This is a genomic window from Enterobacter cloacae complex sp. SYL001 (genome assembly GCF_049237025.1).
In the GTDB taxonomy this organism is placed as follows: Bacteria; Pseudomonadota; Gammaproteobacteria; order Enterobacterales; family Enterobacteriaceae; genus Enterobacter; species Enterobacter intestinihominis.
Genome location: NZ_JBMKJI010000004.1, coordinates 136,350 through 151,347, shown reverse-complemented (window position 1 = coordinate 151,347; position 14,998 = coordinate 136,350). Strand labels below are relative to the sequence as shown.

The 14,998-nt window shown below is 54.3% G+C and carries 18 protein-coding genes; 8 read left to right on the top strand and 10 right to left on the bottom strand.

Going from position 1 to position 14,998, the window contains the following annotated elements; all coding sequences use genetic code 11:
* Positions 1 to 49: 49 nt before the first annotated feature.
* The 4 genes from ACOTZP_RS06870 to aspA all read right to left on the bottom strand — a co-directional run bounded on the left by ACOTZP_RS06870 (position 50) and on the right by aspA (position 5,020).
* Positions 50 to 1,753 (bottom strand): protein-disulfide reductase DsbD, encoded by a 1,704-nt coding sequence (locus tag ACOTZP_RS06870; protein ID WP_063841696.1) that lies wholly within the window; start codon positions 1,751 to 1,753, stop codon positions 50 to 52.
* Positions 1,729 to 2,052: a divalent cation tolerance protein CutA gene (cutA, locus tag ACOTZP_RS06865; RefSeq protein ID WP_003855908.1), complete on the bottom strand. Its 324-nt coding sequence runs from the start codon at positions 2,050 to 2,052 to the stop codon at positions 1,729 to 1,731. Before cutA ends, ACOTZP_RS06870 begins: the two co-directional genes overlap by 25 nt.
* A gap of 113 nt (positions 2,053 to 2,165) precedes the next feature.
* On the bottom strand, positions 2,166 to 3,467 hold the full coding sequence (locus tag ACOTZP_RS06860) for an anaerobic C4-dicarboxylate transporter (RefSeq protein WP_008502949.1): 1,302 nt from the start codon (positions 3,465 to 3,467) through the stop codon (positions 2,166 to 2,168).
* Positions 3,468 to 3,583: 116 nt separating this feature from the next.
* Complete coding sequence (gene aspA, locus ACOTZP_RS06855) at positions 3,584 to 5,020, bottom strand: aspartate ammonia-lyase (RefSeq protein WP_003855923.1); 1,437 nt, start codon at positions 5,018 to 5,020, stop codon at positions 3,584 to 3,586.
* 335 nt (positions 5,021 to 5,355) lie between these two features.
* Here aspA and ACOTZP_RS06850 point away from each other — a divergent pair, with 335 nt between their 5' ends.
* Positions 5,356 to 5,820 (top strand): FxsA family protein, encoded by a 465-nt coding sequence (locus ACOTZP_RS06850; protein ID WP_003855925.1) that lies wholly within the window; start codon positions 5,356 to 5,358, stop codon positions 5,818 to 5,820.
* A 23-nt stretch (positions 5,821 to 5,843) separates the two neighbouring features.
* Here the strand turns inward: ACOTZP_RS06850 and yjeH are convergent, their stop codons facing one another.
* Positions 5,844 to 7,091, bottom strand: coding sequence for an L-methionine/branched-chain amino acid transporter (gene yjeH, locus ACOTZP_RS06845; protein ID WP_045620949.1), 1,248 nt, complete (start codon positions 7,089 to 7,091; stop codon positions 5,844 to 5,846).
* A gap of 178 nt (positions 7,092 to 7,269) precedes the next feature.
* Here yjeH and ACOTZP_RS06840 point away from each other — a divergent pair, with 178 nt between their 5' ends.
* Together ACOTZP_RS06840 and groL are read left to right on the top strand one after the other, a co-directional pair.
* Positions 7,270 to 7,563 (top strand): co-chaperone GroES, encoded by a 294-nt coding sequence (locus ACOTZP_RS06840; protein WP_003855929.1) that lies wholly within the window; start codon positions 7,270 to 7,272, stop codon positions 7,561 to 7,563.
* 39 nt (positions 7,564 to 7,602) lie between these two features.
* Complete coding sequence (groL, locus tag ACOTZP_RS06835) at positions 7,603 to 9,249, top strand: chaperonin GroEL (RefSeq protein ID WP_006810416.1); 1,647 nt, start codon at positions 7,603 to 7,605, stop codon at positions 9,247 to 9,249.
* A 141-nt stretch (positions 9,250 to 9,390) separates the two neighbouring features.
* Here groL and ACOTZP_RS06830 read toward each other — a convergent pair whose 3' ends face one another.
* Positions 9,391 to 9,852: a YjiG family protein gene (locus ACOTZP_RS06830; RefSeq protein ID WP_048965858.1), complete on the bottom strand. Its 462-nt coding sequence runs from the start codon at positions 9,850 to 9,852 to the stop codon at positions 9,391 to 9,393.
* On the bottom strand, positions 9,849 to 10,496 hold the full coding sequence (locus tag ACOTZP_RS06825) for a nucleoside recognition domain-containing protein (RefSeq protein ID WP_048965857.1): 648 nt from the start codon (positions 10,494 to 10,496) through the stop codon (positions 9,849 to 9,851). The genes ACOTZP_RS06830 and ACOTZP_RS06825 overlap by 4 nt, the downstream gene beginning before the upstream one ends.
* 234 nt (positions 10,497 to 10,730) lie before the next feature.
* Here ACOTZP_RS06825 and ACOTZP_RS06820 point away from each other — a divergent pair, with 234 nt between their 5' ends.
* Positions 10,731 to 11,084 (top strand): DUF4156 domain-containing protein, encoded by a 354-nt coding sequence (locus tag ACOTZP_RS06820; protein WP_022646802.1) that lies wholly within the window; start codon positions 10,731 to 10,733, stop codon positions 11,082 to 11,084.
* Positions 11,085 to 11,149: 65 nt separating this feature from the next.
* Here ACOTZP_RS06820 and epmB read toward each other — a convergent pair whose 3' ends face one another.
* Complete coding sequence (gene epmB, locus ACOTZP_RS06815) at positions 11,150 to 12,178, bottom strand: EF-P beta-lysylation protein EpmB (RefSeq protein ID WP_022646803.1); 1,029 nt, start codon at positions 12,176 to 12,178, stop codon at positions 11,150 to 11,152.
* Between the two features lie 40 nt (positions 12,179 to 12,218).
* Between epmB and efp the strand changes: the two genes are divergently transcribed.
* The 3 genes from efp to ecnB all read left to right on the top strand — a co-directional run bounded on the left by efp (position 12,219) and on the right by ecnB (position 13,229).
* Positions 12,219 to 12,785: an elongation factor P gene (gene efp, locus ACOTZP_RS06810; RefSeq protein WP_003855940.1), complete on the top strand. Its 567-nt coding sequence runs from the start codon at positions 12,219 to 12,221 to the stop codon at positions 12,783 to 12,785.
* A 57-nt stretch (positions 12,786 to 12,842) separates the two neighbouring features.
* The gene (locus tag ACOTZP_RS06805; RefSeq protein ID WP_006810410.1) at positions 12,843 to 12,974 is read left to right on the top strand and encodes an entericidin A/B family lipoprotein; all 132 of its coding nucleotides are present in this window, start codon (positions 12,843 to 12,845) and stop codon (positions 12,972 to 12,974) included.
* A gap of 108 nt (positions 12,975 to 13,082) precedes the next feature.
* Positions 13,083 to 13,229, top strand: a complete 147-nt coding sequence (ecnB, locus tag ACOTZP_RS06800) for a lipoprotein toxin entericidin B (RefSeq protein WP_006178941.1) — start codon at positions 13,083 to 13,085, stop codon at positions 13,227 to 13,229.
* A gap of 37 nt (positions 13,230 to 13,266) precedes the next feature.
* Here ecnB and ACOTZP_RS06795 read toward each other — a convergent pair whose 3' ends face one another.
* A complete protein-coding gene (locus ACOTZP_RS06795) occupies positions 13,267 to 13,866 on the bottom strand; it encodes a helix-turn-helix transcriptional regulator (RefSeq protein ID WP_023299123.1) in 600 nt (199 codons plus the stop codon).
* Positions 13,867 to 14,127: 261 nt separating this feature from the next.
* Here ACOTZP_RS06795 and sugE point away from each other — a divergent pair, with 261 nt between their 5' ends.
* The gene (gene sugE / locus ACOTZP_RS06790; RefSeq protein ID WP_015572453.1) at positions 14,128 to 14,445 is read left to right on the top strand and encodes a quaternary ammonium compound efflux SMR transporter SugE; all 318 of its coding nucleotides are present in this window, start codon (positions 14,128 to 14,130) and stop codon (positions 14,443 to 14,445) included.
* On the opposite strand, the gene ACOTZP_RS06785 is transcribed toward sugE, so the two are convergent.
* Complete coding sequence (locus ACOTZP_RS06785) at positions 14,442 to 14,972, bottom strand: lipocalin family protein (RefSeq protein WP_022646806.1); 531 nt, start codon at positions 14,970 to 14,972, stop codon at positions 14,442 to 14,444. The genes sugE and ACOTZP_RS06785 overlap by 4 nt on opposite strands.
* Positions 14,973 to 14,998: the final 26 nt, after the last annotated feature.

Sequence of the window (14,998 nt, the reverse complement as noted above, 5' to 3'; positions counted from 1 at the left end):
GGTTATCTCCTCCGCTATTCCCAACGGTTTGTCCCGTCTAAAGTGTTGTTTACGGTTGGCGATTGCGCAAATGCGCGTTGAATGCCGTCGCGTCCATAAACCCGGTTACACGCTGCGTCAGCTGTTCTTCCCCCTGTTCATTGAAGAACAGGATGGTAGGCAGCCCGAGCACGTTAAGTTGCTTCAGCAGAGCCTTATCCTGCGCGCTGTTGGCGGTAACGTTCGCCTGGAGCAGAACGGTATCGCTCAGCGCATGTTGTACCTGCGGATCGCTGAAGGTGTATTTTTCAAACTCTTTGCAGGCCACGCACCAGTCGGCATAGAGATCGAGCATGACCGGTTTTCCTTTCGCCTGCGCCAGGGCGCGGTTGAGATCGTCCACGTTCTTAATCTGTATAAAATTCAGATGAGCCTGCGTTTGACCTGTCGGGGTGCCAAACGCCCAGTCCTGTAGCGGACGGACGCTCACCAGCGCGGCCGCCAGCAGAAGGATCTGTAGCAGGCGCATCCACGGTTTCTTCGCACCCAGACTCACGATAAATGCCCAGCTGAAGAAGGCCACGCCGAGCATAGCCCACAGACGCGTACCCCACACATCACCGATGATGCGTTCCAGCAGGAATACCGGTAGCGCCAGAATGACAAAACCAAACGCGGTTTTCACTGTCTCCATCCACGGGCCGCTCTTCGGCAGCAGACGATTGCCAAATACCGTCACAAGGATCAGCGGCAGACCCATGCCGAGCGCGTAAAGGTACAGTGTGCCGCCGCCGAGCCAAAGGTTGCCGCTCTGGGCAATGTATAACAGGATGGCGCTCAGCGGCGCGGTGGTGCAGGGGGAGCAAATCAGCCCGGCGATGGCACCCATGGCGAACACGCCGCCCGCAGAGCCCCCCTGCTGACGGTTGCTCATTAGCGTCAGACGGGTTTGCAGGGAAGAGGGCAGTTGCAGAGTGAACAGGCCAAACATCGACAGCGCCAGCAGAATAAACACTGCTGACAGTCCGATAAGCACATAAGGGTGCTGAAGGGCGGCCTGGAACTGCAACCCGGCAGCGGCGACCACGAGGCCGAGCGCCGTATAGGTTAACGCCATGCCCTGCACATAGATAAAGGCCAGCAACAGCGCGCGGGCGGTGGAAAGGCGTTGCTTACCACCCAGCACGATGCCAGAGATAAGCGGGTACATAGGCAGTACGCAGGGCGTAAAGGCGATGCCGATACCAATCAATAACGCCCAAAGCGCTGAGAACGGAAGGTCTGAAGCGGCTTCGCCTTCACCCCTCACACTGGCCATTTCCCCTGAGGGGAGAGGGGAGGCCGCCGCTTTCACTTCGCTAAGCGGAACGACCTTTGTTTCAGGGGGATAGCAGAAGCCCGCATCGGCGCAGCCCTGATACGTCACCGTCAGGGTAGCGCCTTTATCCGCCTGATTCACCGTGACGGGCACGCTTAAGCGCTGGCGATAAATTTCACTTTTACCGTAGAACTCGTCCTCGTGCCATTCGCCAGCGGGCATCTGCAATGCGCCGACGTCAGCCTTTGCCGGCGTGATGCTGACCTGCTTGCGATAGAGGTAATAACCCTCTTTCACCTGCCAGGTGAGGCTGAGATCGTGCTGGTTTTGCTGAAAGTCGAAAACGAATGCCTGGTCGGCAGGAATAAAGTTCGAACGGCCGGGCGCGTCAAACAACCCGGCAAAAACTGACGTGCTGCACAGCAGCAGGATCAGCGTAAAGAAGCGTTGAGCCATGAGAGATAATCGTTATCGCCGTGGACCACTGGCAGCACCAGCAGCTCCGGGGTTTGGTAAGGATGATGAGACTTGAGGCAGTCGAGGAGCGCCTGCTGGTTGGTCAGATTGGTTTTGAGCAACATCTGGACTTCGTACTCTTGCTCCAGCTTGCCTTCCCAGTAATAAAGGGAGGTGGCGCCGGGAAGTAGCGTGACGCAGGCAGCCAGTTTTTCGGCCAGCACTTTGGCGGCGAGATCCTGGGCAGAAGCTTCATCAGGGGCGGTACACAGTACAACAACAGCATCAGGCGTGTTCACAAGTCGGCCTCCTCATCACGAAAGTCTTCACTATATCACGCCATGTGATTGGTCATTAATGAAACGGGCCGCAGCGCGGCCCGTTTTTAACTATTTTTACAACGGCTAACCGTTTACAGCACAATGCCGCCGATGATAAAGCCGAGGACCACGCAGAGCGTAATCGCCACCACGCCCGGGATGAGGAACGCGTGGTTAAACACGTATTTACCGATACGGGTCGAGCCGGTGTCATCCATCTCAACCGCGGCCAGCAGGGTTGGGTAGGTTGGCAGCACGAACAGGGCGGAAACCGCCGCGAAAGAGGCAATCGCCGTCAGCGGCGTCACGCCCAGCATCAGTGCCGCAGGCATTAGCGCTTTGGTGGTCGCAGCCTGGGAGTACAGCAGCGTTGCGGCAAAGAACAGCACCACCGCCAGTAGCCACGGATAGTTGTGCAGCAGGTCGCCTGCAACTGTCTGGATATCGCTGATGTGCGCTTTCACGAAGGTGTCACCGAGCCACGCCACACCCAGCACGCACACGCAGGCGCTCATACCGGATTTGAAGGTGCTGGCGTTCAGCACTTCGCTGGTGTCGATTTTACAGGTGATACTGATCAGCGTCGCGATGGTCAGCATAAATACCACAATCGCTTCGTTACGCGGCAGAACCGGGTTCTGGATCAGACCTACCGTATCGCTGATGGCGGTCGCGTAGAACATCACGGCGACGATACCAATCAGGAACAGCAGCACGGAGCGTTTTGCATGCGGCTTCAGCTCAAAGACCTGGCTACCGCGCAGGCTCACTTCACCTTTTGCCAGGCGCTCCTGGTAAACCGGATCGTCTTTCAGTTCAGCGCCGAGGAAGTTACACAGCACGGCAGTGATCATTACCGCAATCAGCGTGACCGGAATACAGATCGCCAGCAGCGTCAGATAACTTACGCCCATCGGCTCGAGAATACCCGCGAAAAAGACCACCGCCGCGGAAATGGGCGAGGCGGTGATCGCAATCTGGGAGGCGACTACAGCAATAGAAAGAGGGCGAGACGGGCGAATACCCTGCTCTTTCGCCACTTCGGTGATGACCGGCAGCGTGGAGAAAGCGGTATGGCCAGTACCGGCGAGAATGGTCATAAACCAGGTCACCAGTGGGGCAAGGAAGGTGATGTATTTTGGATGACGACGCAGCATACGCTCCGCCAGGCTCACCAGGTAGTCCATACCGCCAGCGACCTGCATGGCCGCAATGGCAGCGATAACCGCCATGATGATTTCGATAACGTCAAAAGGGATTGCGCCGGGTTTAATCTGAAAGATCAGGGTAAGTACGAGCACGCCGAGACCGCCGGCAAAGCCGATGCCGATACCCCCGAGTCGTGCGCCCAAATAAATCGCCAACAGGACGATGACGAGTTCTGCTCCAAACATAAAGACCTGCCTTGCTTATTAACAAGTTGATATTGAATTGTTGTGTTTTGGTAACGGCCATAAAGAAAAAAGGCACGTCACAAGTGACGTGCCTTTCGGAAGCTTAGCCTGAACGGTTACTGTTCGCTTTCATCGGTATATCGTTTCGCTTTATATGCCGGGTGCATCAGGTTCTGGGCGGAGAAGATATCGTCCAGTTCGGCTTCGGTCAACAATCCTCGCTCGAGAACCACCTCACGCACGCTCTTACCGGTTTCGGCACAAATCTTCCCGACGATATCGCCGTTGTGGTGGCCGATGAACGGGTTGAGGTAGGTGACGATGCCGATGGAGTTATAGACGTAGCCTTCACACACTTCTTTATTCGCGGTGATGCCGTTAATGCATTTTTCCAGCAGGTTGTAGCAGGCGTTGGTCAGAATGTGGATAGATTCAAACATCGCCTGGCCAATCACCGGCTCCATTACGTTCAGCTGGAGCTGACCGGCTTCGGAGGCCATGGTGACGGTCGTATCGTTACCAATCACCTTGAAGCAAACCTGGTTCACCACTTCTGGCACCACCGGGTTCACTTTAGCTGGCATGATGGATGAGCCCGCCTGCAACTCTGGCAGGTTGATTTCATTCAGGCCAGCGCGCGGACCGGAGGAGAGCAGGCGCAGGTCGTTACAGATTTTGGACAGTTTCACCGCCAGACGTTTCAATGCGCTGTGCACCATCACGTAGGCGCCGCAGTCTGAGGTGGCTTCAATCAGGTCTTCTGCAGGCACAACCGGCAGGTTGGACACTTCAGCCAGCTTCTGTACCGCCAGCTGCTGATAGCCATCCGGGGTGTTCAGGCGTGTACCGATGGCGGTAGCGCCCAGGTTCACTTCCAGCAGCAGTTCGGACGTGCGCAGCAGGTTTTTGGTCTCTTCGTTCAACAGCACGTTAAACGCGTGGAACTCCTGGCCGAGGGTCATTGGCACTGCGTCCTGCAGCTGGGTACGACCCATTTTCAGAATGTCCTGGAACTCAACGGCTTTACGCTGGAAGCCATCACCCAGCTGATTAATCGCGTCGACCAGTTTGACGACAGAGGCATACACCGCGATGCGGAAGCCGGTTGGGTAGGCGTCGTTGGTGGACTGACATTTGTTAACGTGGTCGTTCGGGTTCAGGTACTGGTATTCACCTTTCTGATGACCCATCAGCTCCAGGCCGATGTTTGCCAGCACTTCGTTGGTGTTCATGTTGACGGAGGTGCCTGCGCCGCCCTGATAGACGTCAACCGGGAACTGATCCATGCATTTGCCGTTGTTCAGCACTTCATCGCACGCGGCGATAATCGCATTTGCAGCGCTTTTAGGAATGGTTTGCAGCTCTTTGTTTGCCAGAGCCGCGGCTTTTTTTACCATCACCATGCCACGCACAAATTCAGGGATGTCGCTGATTTTGCTGTTGCTGATGTAGAAGTTTTCAATCGCTCTCAGAGTGTGAACACCATAGTAGGCATCCGCTGGAACTTCCCTGGTACCCAACAAATCTTCTTCGATACGAATGTTGTTTAACATGTGAACCTTCTTTTCAAGCTGCCGATGGATTGTACTAAACACACAGTAGATATGTGGTTTTGAATATTTTATGACCGACGATTATTCCCTCAATCGGCCAGATGTTCGAGATCATATGCTGATGATAGCGAATTGCCGTAAGCTGGATCACTTATTATCGACCCGATTTCATGATAATTATTAATCTGTGAAATATGTCACCGCTTTAATATTTCCAGAAAAAATATCCGTGCAAACCGATTGAATTTTGGCTAACCGTCACCATTTCTTATCTACGCGCTTCGCGAACACATTCAGTCAGGGGCCAGAAGGCACCTGCCACACAGGAGATGCCAGTGCGCTGGATACCATTTATTGCTTTCTTTCTTTATGTTTACATTGAGATTTCGATTTTCATCCAGGTTGCCCATGTGCTGGGCGTCCTGCTGACGCTGATTCTGGTGATCTTCACCTCCGTCATCGGCATGTCGCTGGTGCGCAATCAGGGTTTCAAAAATTTCCTGTTAATGCAGCAGAAGATGGCCGCAGGTGAAAGCCCGGCCGCCGAGATGATCAAAAGCGTGTCGCTGATTATTGCTGGCCTGCTGCTGATCCTGCCGGGCTTCTTTACAGACTTCCTCGGCCTGCTGTTGCTGTTGCCGCCGGTGCAGAAGCATCTGACCATGAAGCTGCTGCCGCATCTGCGTTTCAGCCGTATGCCAGGCGGTGGTTTCAGCACCGGCCCGGGGGATACCTTTGAAGGGGAATATCAGCGTAAGGATGAGCAGCGCGACCGGTTAGATCATAAAGACGATCGGTAAGTTTCTTGCCCGGTGGCGCTCGCTCACCGGGCCTGCGGATTTTGCCGCTTCGGTAAAAACACCCACAGCCCCGCCAGCATGACGATGGCGTACACACTCTTCCATCCCACCATCGCCAGCAGCAGCAGGCACAGGACACACCCGATAGCCGCCAGCGCCTTAAAGCGTCCTTTCAGTAGCCGACAGCCCGCCAGCATGCACAACAGATAGATCATGATGAAAATACCGTTGGCGTAGATAATCAGCGCGTCAAGGTTGATGTCGAGGAGATAAATGGCCAGGGAACTCACCACGCAGCAGCCCAGTACGGTATTCAGCGCATTCACCGGAAGCTGACGCTTTGACAGGCGTGAGAGGGGGCTATCCGGTTTATAAAGTGCCTGAGACCACACCAGCCGGGCGAAGCTCTGAATATAGATGTTGAGGCTGGCAAAGCAGGCGAGATAGCCAATCATGCAGGCTACCCACAGGGCTTTAACGCCAAACAGCTGCACCACGATGCCCGGCAGCGACGCGGCGGCGGCTTTCTCTTCACCGAACGCGTTGAAGTGCAGCACCAGTACGGTACAGGCCCAGTACACGGTGCCCGCCAGCAGCAGGCCAATCATCAGGGCGCGGGGAAAATCACGCTCGGGCTGTTTAAACTCGGATGCCAGATGAGCGAACGCCTCCAGACCGACGAAACACCAGAACATGACGGATAGTGCAGCGAAAAGCTGTGTGTGGTCGATGTTATTAATCGCGGGGAAAGGAATATCCGCCACCGTAATGTCACCCGCAAACCAGATGGCGACGATCAGCGCGACGATTAACACGGCGACCAGCGTTTGCAGGTTGGCGCTGGAACTGGCCCCGCGTGAGCCAACCCACCAGATAATCGCCAGCGTACCGAGTTCAGCCAGCAGCAGCTGTTCATCGTGCCAGCCAAACAGCGCCTGTCCGAAGCCGGTTGCGATATGCAGGGCTGCCGGAAGGCCAACGGGTATCACCGACAAAAATAGCCAGCCGGTGACGCGTTCCATTCGCGGCCCAAACGCCATGCCGACAAAATGCGCTACGCCGCCTGCGCTCGGGAAGTGCCGCCCGAGTATGGCAAAGACAATCGCCACAGGAAACACCAGCACGATCAGCACCGGCCATGCCCAAAGACTGTTATTGCCGGCAACCAACGCCGCCAGCGCGGGAACCGCAAAAACGCCCGTGCCTAACAAAGACGTTGAGAGTAAGCCAATGCCCTGCGCCAGCCCCAACTCCTGCCTGAGTCCACTCATTTACCTCGTCCCGCCACCATCAAAAGAGAGTGGATGGTAACACTTTCGCAAATTTTTTTTCGATTACCCCTTGAAGGGGTAAAAAGCTATCCCCATCTCTCAGGGCACTAGCCGGAAAACCGCATGCGGACCGGCGTCATCCATAACTGATAATGACTTTCTCAAAGGAGAGCTATCAATGAGTATTCGTCCGTTACATGATCGTGTGATCGTCAAACGTAAAGAAGTTGAAACCAAGTCTGCTGGCGGCATCGTTCTGACCGGTTCAGCAGCAGCAAAATCAACGCGTGGCGAAATCATCGCTGTCGGTAAGGGCCGCATCCTGGAAAACGGAACTGTGCAGCCACTGGACGTTAAAGTTGGTGACATCGTCATTTTCAACGATGGCTACGGCGTGAAATCCGAGAAGATCGACAATGAAGAAGTGTTGATCATGTCCGAGAGCGACATTCTGGCAATTGTTGAAGCGTAATTAACGCACGAAACTGTACGAATTTGAGGAAATAAGAACATGGCAGCTAAAGACGTAAAATTCGGTAACGACGCTCGTGTAAAAATGCTCCGCGGCGTAAACGTACTGGCAGACGCAGTGAAAGTCACTCTGGGCCCGAAAGGCCGTAACGTCGTGCTGGACAAATCCTTCGGCGCGCCAACCATCACTAAAGATGGTGTTTCTGTTGCACGTGAAATCGAGCTGGAAGACAAGTTCGAAAACATGGGCGCACAGATGGTGAAAGAAGTTGCCTCTAAAGCGAACGACGCTGCTGGTGACGGTACCACCACCGCGACCGTACTGGCGCAGGCGATCATCACCGAAGGCCTGAAAGCCGTTGCTGCGGGCATGAACCCAATGGATCTGAAACGTGGTATCGACAAAGCTGTCGCCTCTGCTGTTGAAGAGCTGAAAGCGCTGTCCGTACCGTGCTCTGACTCTAAAGCCATTGCTCAGGTTGGTACTATCTCCGCTAACTCCGACGAAACCGTAGGTAAACTGATCGCTGAAGCAATGGATAAAGTCGGTAAAGAAGGCGTGATCACCGTTGAAGACGGTACTGGTCTGGAAGACGAACTGGATGTGGTTGAAGGTATGCAGTTCGACCGCGGTTACCTGTCCCCATACTTCATCAACAAGCCAGAAACTGGCGCTGTTGAGCTGGAAAGCCCGTTCATCCTGCTGGCTGACAAGAAAATCTCCAACATCCGCGAAATGTTGCCAGTGCTGGAAGCCGTTGCGAAAGCAGGCAAGCCGCTGGTAATCATTGCTGAAGACGTTGAAGGCGAAGCGCTGGCGACTCTGGTGGTTAACACCATGCGTGGCATCGTGAAAGTGGCAGCGGTTAAAGCACCTGGCTTCGGCGATCGTCGTAAGGCGATGCTGCAGGATATCGCTACCCTGACCGGCGGTACCGTGATCTCTGAAGAGATTGGTATGGAGCTGGAAAAAGCGACCCTGGAAGACCTGGGCCAGGCGAAACGCGTTGTGATCAACAAAGACACTACCACCATCATCGACGGTGTGGGTGAAGAAGCCGCTATTCAGGGCCGTGTTGGTCAGATCCGTAAGCAGATCGAAGAAGCAACTTCCGATTACGACCGTGAAAAACTGCAGGAGCGCGTAGCGAAACTGGCAGGCGGCGTTGCGGTAATCAAAGTTGGTGCTGCGACCGAAGTTGAAATGAAAGAGAAGAAAGCACGCGTTGACGATGCCCTGCATGCGACACGTGCTGCGGTAGAAGAAGGCGTAGTTGCTGGTGGTGGTGTCGCGCTGGTGCGTGTAGCCGCTAAACTGGCTGGCCTGACCGCTCAGAACGAAGACCAGAACGTAGGTATCAAAGTTGCGCTTCGCGCAATGGAAGCCCCTCTGCGTCAGATCGTGTCCAACGCCGGTGAAGAGCCATCAGTAGTTGCGAACAACGTGAAAGCGGGCGAAGGTAACTACGGTTACAACGCAGCAACTGAAGAATACGGCAACATGATCGACTTCGGTATCCTGGACCCAACTAAAGTTACCCGTTCTGCTCTGCAGTACGCGGCATCTGTAGCTGGCCTGATGATCACGACCGAATGCATGGTAACCGACATGCCTAAAGGCGACGCGCCTGACTTAGGTGCTGCTGGTGGTATGGGCGGCATGGGTGGCATGGGCGGCATGATGTAATCATGTTGTTCTGAACCTCTCAGAATGAACCCCGGGCAGCGATGCCCGGGGTTTTTTATTGCCCGTCGAGCCGTTACTCAAACAAGATGTGCATGGCGGAAGAGATGCGGTTCCAGCACTGAAAAATCCATTTTTATCTCCTCAGAAGAGTAGCTGCATCACCCACATCGAGAGCAGGGCGTTGATGACGCAGACAGCGATGATGTGCGGGTAATATTTCGGGTTCACGCCCGCGGTGCCGAGGCAGCGGCCCGTGTTTTGCACCGGATTGCCCATCAGATAGATGGCGGGCAGCAGGATGGTGGCATCATGGCCGCTGAGCGTGCCGGCGACGACCAGGCTGGCGCAAACCCCCACGCCGCCGCCCATGCTCATCACCGATGCCAGAAGTACCGTTGCCGCCGCACCCGGAAGCGCCCACAGGGCCATGATGGGCTCGCATACCCTGCCGACAATATCCAGCAGGCCGGTCACCTTAAGCGCCTGAATGATGACAAACGCCATGACCACGTTCGGCAGCAGGCTGGTGGTGGCGATGGTAAAGCCGCGGCGGGCGCCATCGATAAACAAGTCCATGATATTTTTACGCGTCTGGGCGATCATTTTTCCTCCTGAACGCGACGAACTTCCATGTGGGCGATCCACAGTCGCAGGAAGTTCGCGCCAACAAATTTGAACACCAGAATGACGGCAAGCGGCGCGATCACCGGGACGGTAATGAAGGTAAAAAGTGCGGCACCGGAAGAAAAATAGTTGGTAATAATGGCGCTACCGCTGGTCTGGAAGGTGGCGAAAATGGCGCGTTCATGGTCAGTAATCGACCCTTCGTCGGTCAACTCTTTGGTCATCCCTGCGGCTGCATCGGTATTTTGCAGGTTGGCGATAAGCGCCAGAGAGCAGATGCCCGGCACGCCGAGCAGCGGGCGCAGAATGGGCGTCATGAGCTGTTGTGCGGCGCGCAGCCCGCCCAGCCCCTCGGTAACGGCAATGATCCCGAGCGATAAAATGACCGAGGGCGCCAGTTCAAGGGCAAACAAAAAACCGTCTTTCGCTCCTGTGCCACCCTCGCCGCGAAACGTTAGGGCGCCGTTCACCGGTCCAAAGCTGCCGTTCAGGACGGTAAAATCCAGCACGCGCCACCATTCAGTACTTTTGGCGAAAAAACCTGAGAAAAATACGATGGTGAGCACGAACGCCAGATAGCCCACCCAGGTTACTTTTTCCTCTCCTGAGGATGATGCACTCATGAAACCCCCTTTTTTTTAGTCCCGTACAAAAGTTCTACGTCGCATCACTAAAAACGATCGGGGGCTAAAACACGATATCCCAAAGGTTATTATCAGAATTCATTTAAGATGTCGGAGGAGTGCCAGCGGAATCTGGCTCGCAGAAATGCTCAGCATTTTTCTTTTGGTCATCTTTTTAGTATAAGGTTTACACGCGGACAACTACTGTCCAGCTTATTGAAAACGAGGAATAACATGCGCATAAAAGTCTGTGCAGGGATTGTAGGTGCAGCATTGCTGCTGGCGGGTTGTAGCACCAGCAATGAGCTGACGGCAGCGGGCCAGAGCGTTCGCTTTGTGGAAGATAAGCCGGGCAGCGAATGCCAGCTGTTAGGCACCGCCTCTGGCGAGCAAAGCAACTGGATGTCAGGGCAGCACGGCGAGGAGGGCGGCTCTATGCGCGGTGCGGCCAATGCCCTGCGTAATCAGGCTGCGGCAATGGGCGGCAACGTGATTTACGGGGTAAGCAGCCCGACGCAGGGTATGCTGTCCAGCTTTGTGCCAACCGCCAGCCAGATGAACGGCCAGGTCTATAAGTGCCCGAACTGATATAACATTTTGATGGCGCTGCCGCTTTACCTGTAGGCAGGTAAGCGTAGCGCCACCTGCTTTTTTTACTGCTGCCGCAGCTGCAAATCCAGCGGCGTCTTACTCGGCTCTCCGCCAATCTCACGTGCCAGCTTCGGCACCATATAACCTGAAACCAGCGTTAACAGCTCGCGCATAATCTTCCGGGCCTCTTCATCCGTCACCATGAAGTGCGCCGCGCCCTGGACGCGATCCAGAACATGCAGGTAATAGGGCATTACGCCCGCATCAAATAAGGCATTGCTGAGATCGGCCAACACGTGGGCGCTGTCGTTCACGCCGCGCAGTAATACGCTCTGGTTGAGCAGCGTCACGCCTGCCATTCGCATACGCGTCATCGCCGCACGAAAGTCCGCGTCAATTTCATTTGCATGGTTGATATGGTTTACCAGCAGCACCTGTAAACGGGACTGCTCCAGGCGCGTGACCAGGGCGTCGGTGATACGCGCCGGGATGACGATCGGTAAACGGCTGTGAATGCGCAGACGCTTAATGTGCGGGATGGTCTCAAGTTGAGTCAGCAGCCAGTCCAGCTCATGATCTTTTGCCATCAGCGGGTCGCCGCCGGAAAAGATGATTTCATCCAGTTCCGGATGCGCTGCGATGTAGTCCAGCGCCACCTGCCAGTTGCGCTTATTACCCTGATTTTCGGCGTACGGGAAGTGGCGACGGAAGCAATAGCGGCAATTTACCGCGCACCCGCCCTTAACCAGCAGCAGGGCACGATTGCGGTATTTATGCAGTAAACCCGGTACAACACTGTTCTGCTCTTCCAGCGGATCGGTGCTGTATCCGGGGGCGGTAATAAACTCATCCTGAGAGGTCAGCGTTTGTTTTAATAATGGATCATCAGGGTTACCCTTTTCCATTCGGGCAACAAACGCGCGGGGAACGCGCAGGGCGAAAAGGCGCTTCGCCTCACGGCCTGCACGCAACGCTTCGTGCTGTTCGAGGTCTAAAAGACGCAGCAATTCATCAGGACTGGTGATTACATCGGCAAGTTGCGATAACCAATCTTCTCTGGACGGGGTGTTTAGGGTTACAATATGCGCCATTTTGTGGCTTAGCTACCAGTTAACAAATTTAGAGGGCCTTATGGCAACGTACTATAGCAACGATTTTCGTGCTGGTCTTAAAATCATGATGGACGGCGAACCGTACGCGGTTGAAGCCAGCGAATTCGTTAAACCAGGTAAAGGCCAGGCATTTGCGCGCGTTAAGCTGCGCCGCCTGCTGACCGGTACCCGTGTTGAGAAAACCTTCAAATCTACTGACTCCGCTGAAGGCGCTGATGTTGTCGATATGAACCTGACTTACCTGTACAACGACGGTGAGTTCTGGCACTTCATGAACAACGAAACCTTCGAGCAGCTGTCTGCGGACGCGAAAGCGATTGGCGACAACGCCAAGTGGCTGCTGGATCAGGCTGAGTGCATCGTGACCCTGTGGAACGGTCAGCCTATCGCGGTTACGCCGCCGAACTTCGTTGAGCTGGAAATCGTTGAAACCGATCCAGGTCTGAAAGGTGATACCGCAGGTACTGGCGGCAAGCCTGCCACCCTGTCTACCGGCGCTGTGGTGAAAGTGCCACTGTTCGTACAGATCGGTGAAGTGATCAAAGTGGATACCCGCTCCGGCGAATACGTATCCCGCGTGAAGTAATTTACGTCATGATTAAAGGCGCAGCGCCCGCTGCGCCTGATTTTGCAGGCAGGGAAGATGAAACGTACCGTTAAAATTCTGCTTCTGTTAGCGCTCTCCAGCGCAATTCTCTCCGGCTGCAACACCGCGCGTGGCGTGGGTGAAGATATCCAGGATCTCGGCCATATCATTTCCCATGCGGCCAGCTAATTCCGTCTAATTTTCCTAAAAATTCTTCCTTTTCCGTCAAATGGCAAGATTTTGTCTATTCTTAAGTTGCTATACACAAAATAACTTTGGCTATAAAAGGAAGATATTATGGTTAAGAAAACAATTGCAGCGATCTTTTCTGTTCTGGTGCTTTCTTCGGTACTGACTGCATGTAACACCACCCGTGGCGTAGGGGAAGATATCTCCGACGGTGGTAGCGCGATTTCTGGCGCAGCAACTAAAGCTCAGAACTAATGTAAGCGACGGTACGGCAAGTTATTACACCGTACCGTCAATTCTCCACTTCCTGTAGCGATAAAAACGGCGAGTAGCGCGTATCCATATGCAGCTTCATGCGGATATTGCGTTTGTACGTGTATACCGTTTTTCCGTTAATGCGAAGATTGCTGGCAATTTTCTGGTTGCTCGCACCATCCATCCACAAGGTCAGAACTCTTTCTTCCTGACGCGTCAGCAACGGTGCCGCCATTTTCGGTAGCTCCGCGCTCGCGCATGACGTTAGCGCATCGTTTATCACCGCCGCCAGTGCTTCCAGATCGGTATTTTTGGAGAGCGAAGACCATATCGGGAACTGCGCCAGATAATCAGTCATCTCCTGCTCCTGCCCTGATTGAAGCATAATAAAAGGCAGTGTTTCGCTGGCAATTAGCAGGGAGGAAAGCTGCTGAAAATGGTGTAAATCCTGCCGGAAGCCAGATAAATCAGCGATGACCAGCGCAGGTTTCCATTGCAGGATATGCTCTCTGGCGAGGAAAAGATTATTTACCCCGGTTACGACGAAATGACCCGAAAACAGGTCTGAATGATTGACCCAGGCTTCAAATCCCGCGCGGGTGAAGTGACAACGGTCAATCAAAAGAATTTTGAACATAAAATTTTCGCAGTCGGCTAGTGGTTTGGCTTCCTGCCATCAGAAAGCCTATCATCATAGAGAAGTCGGATGAGTCATAAATGCCTGAACTACGTGCCTTACTGAGGCTATTTCTTGCTTTAAGGTGTTCAGCAGAAAAAGTTTGAAAAAAATTCCACGCTAACCAAAATATAAGGCGCAACTTCTGCCTTGCGGGACGACCCGTAAGCGCTTCACTCATCGGGGACGGCCCCAACTTGTCTTTAAGTTAAGGAGCCTGAAATGTCCTGGATCGTTCTTGTTATTGCTGGTTTGCTCGAAGTGGTATGGGCAATTGGTCTGAAATACACCCACGGTTTTACCCGCCTGACGCCCAGCGTCATCACTATCGCCGCAATGATTGTCAGTATCGTCATGCTTTCATGGGCGATGCGAACCTTACCGGTCGGCACAGCTTACGCTGTCTGGACGGGAATTGGCGCGGTAGGGGCTGCCATTACCGGCATTCTGCTGCTGGGGGAGTCTGCGAGTCTGGCGCGCATCGCCAGCCTCGCGTTGATTGTCGCGGGTATCATCGGGTTAAAACTCAGTACGCACTAATGCGGCTGTTTTACCCAAATTAACTTCGTCACATCAAACCCTTGCCGAGTCGCTATGTCCAGCATCTGCTGTTTCATTTCCGCCGAGATCGTTGGCGTGCGTGAGAGGAGCCACAGATAGTTGCGATCCGGCCCACAGACCAGCGCGTGGCGGTACTCTCTGTCCAGCGCAATGACGTTATACCCGCCGTAGTATGGGCCGATGAAAGAGGCTTTCATGGCCGCGCGGTTAGATGCGCCGGTGAAATAGGCCTGACCAACTGACTGCTGCCACATCTGGCGATCCGGGTTATAGCCGCGGTTAATGACCCGGATCCCGCCGTTATCCATCGCGCTGTAGCTGACCGTGACTTTTTCTAAGCCCCGTTCGAACTGATGGTCCAGTCGGGCGATTTCATACCAGGTGCCGAGGAAGCGCTGTGCGTCGAAATTACTGACTACCGTGACGCCAGGCGGAGGAGTAGGGGAACTGCAAGCAACCACTAAAAACGCGGCTGTTACTGCGGCAATAACAGGCAGAATGCGCATAGGAGTTTCCTTACTGTTTTTTGTTA

What these genes read in the sequence shown, in the direction of transcription:
- ecnB (WP_006178941.1), top strand. Translation starts at nt 13,083, where the DNA reads ATGGTTAAGAAAACAATTGCAGCGATCTTTTCTGTTCTGGTGCTTTCT.
- sugE (WP_015572453.1), top strand. Translation starts at nt 14,128, where the DNA reads ATGTCCTGGATCGTTCTTGTTATTGCTGGTTTGCTCGAAGTGGTATGG.
- ACOTZP_RS06840 (WP_003855929.1), top strand. Translation starts at nt 7,270, where the DNA reads ATGAGTATTCGTCCGTTACATGATCGTGTGATCGTCAAACGTAAAGAA.
- groL (WP_006810416.1), top strand. Translation starts at nt 7,603, where the DNA reads ATGGCAGCTAAAGACGTAAAATTCGGTAACGACGCTCGTGTAAAAATG.
- ACOTZP_RS06825 (WP_048965857.1), bottom strand. Translation starts at nt 10,496, where the DNA reads ATGAGTGCATCATCCTCAGGAGAGGAAAAAGTAACCTGGGTGGGCTAT.
- yjeH (WP_045620949.1), bottom strand. Translation starts at nt 7,091, where the DNA reads ATGAGTGGACTCAGGCAGGAGTTGGGGCTGGCGCAGGGCATTGGCTTA.
- ACOTZP_RS06795 (WP_023299123.1), bottom strand. Translation starts at nt 13,866, where the DNA reads ATGTTCAAAATTCTTTTGATTGACCGTTGTCACTTCACCCGCGCGGGA.
- ACOTZP_RS06860 (WP_008502949.1), bottom strand. Translation starts at nt 3,467, where the DNA reads ATGTTTGGAGCAGAACTCGTCATCGTCCTGTTGGCGATTTATTTGGGC.
- ACOTZP_RS06805 (WP_006810410.1), top strand. Translation starts at nt 12,843, where the DNA reads ATGAAACGTACCGTTAAAATTCTGCTTCTGTTAGCGCTCTCCAGCGCA.
- ACOTZP_RS06785 (WP_022646806.1), bottom strand. Translation starts at nt 14,972, where the DNA reads ATGCGCATTCTGCCTGTTATTGCCGCAGTAACAGCCGCGTTTTTAGTG.
- efp (WP_003855940.1), top strand. Translation starts at nt 12,219, where the DNA reads ATGGCAACGTACTATAGCAACGATTTTCGTGCTGGTCTTAAAATCATG.
- ACOTZP_RS06830 (WP_048965858.1), bottom strand. Translation starts at nt 9,852, where the DNA reads ATGATCGCCCAGACGCGTAAAAATATCATGGACTTGTTTATCGATGGC.
- epmB (WP_022646803.1), bottom strand. Translation starts at nt 12,178, where the DNA reads ATGGCGCATATTGTAACCCTAAACACCCCGTCCAGAGAAGATTGGTTA.
- aspA (WP_003855923.1), bottom strand. Translation starts at nt 5,020, where the DNA reads ATGTTAAACAACATTCGTATCGAAGAAGATTTGTTGGGTACCAGGGAA.
- ACOTZP_RS06870 (WP_063841696.1), bottom strand. Translation starts at nt 1,753, where the DNA reads ATGGCTCAACGCTTCTTTACGCTGATCCTGCTGCTGTGCAGCACGTCA.
- ACOTZP_RS06820 (WP_022646802.1), top strand. Translation starts at nt 10,731, where the DNA reads ATGCGCATAAAAGTCTGTGCAGGGATTGTAGGTGCAGCATTGCTGCTG.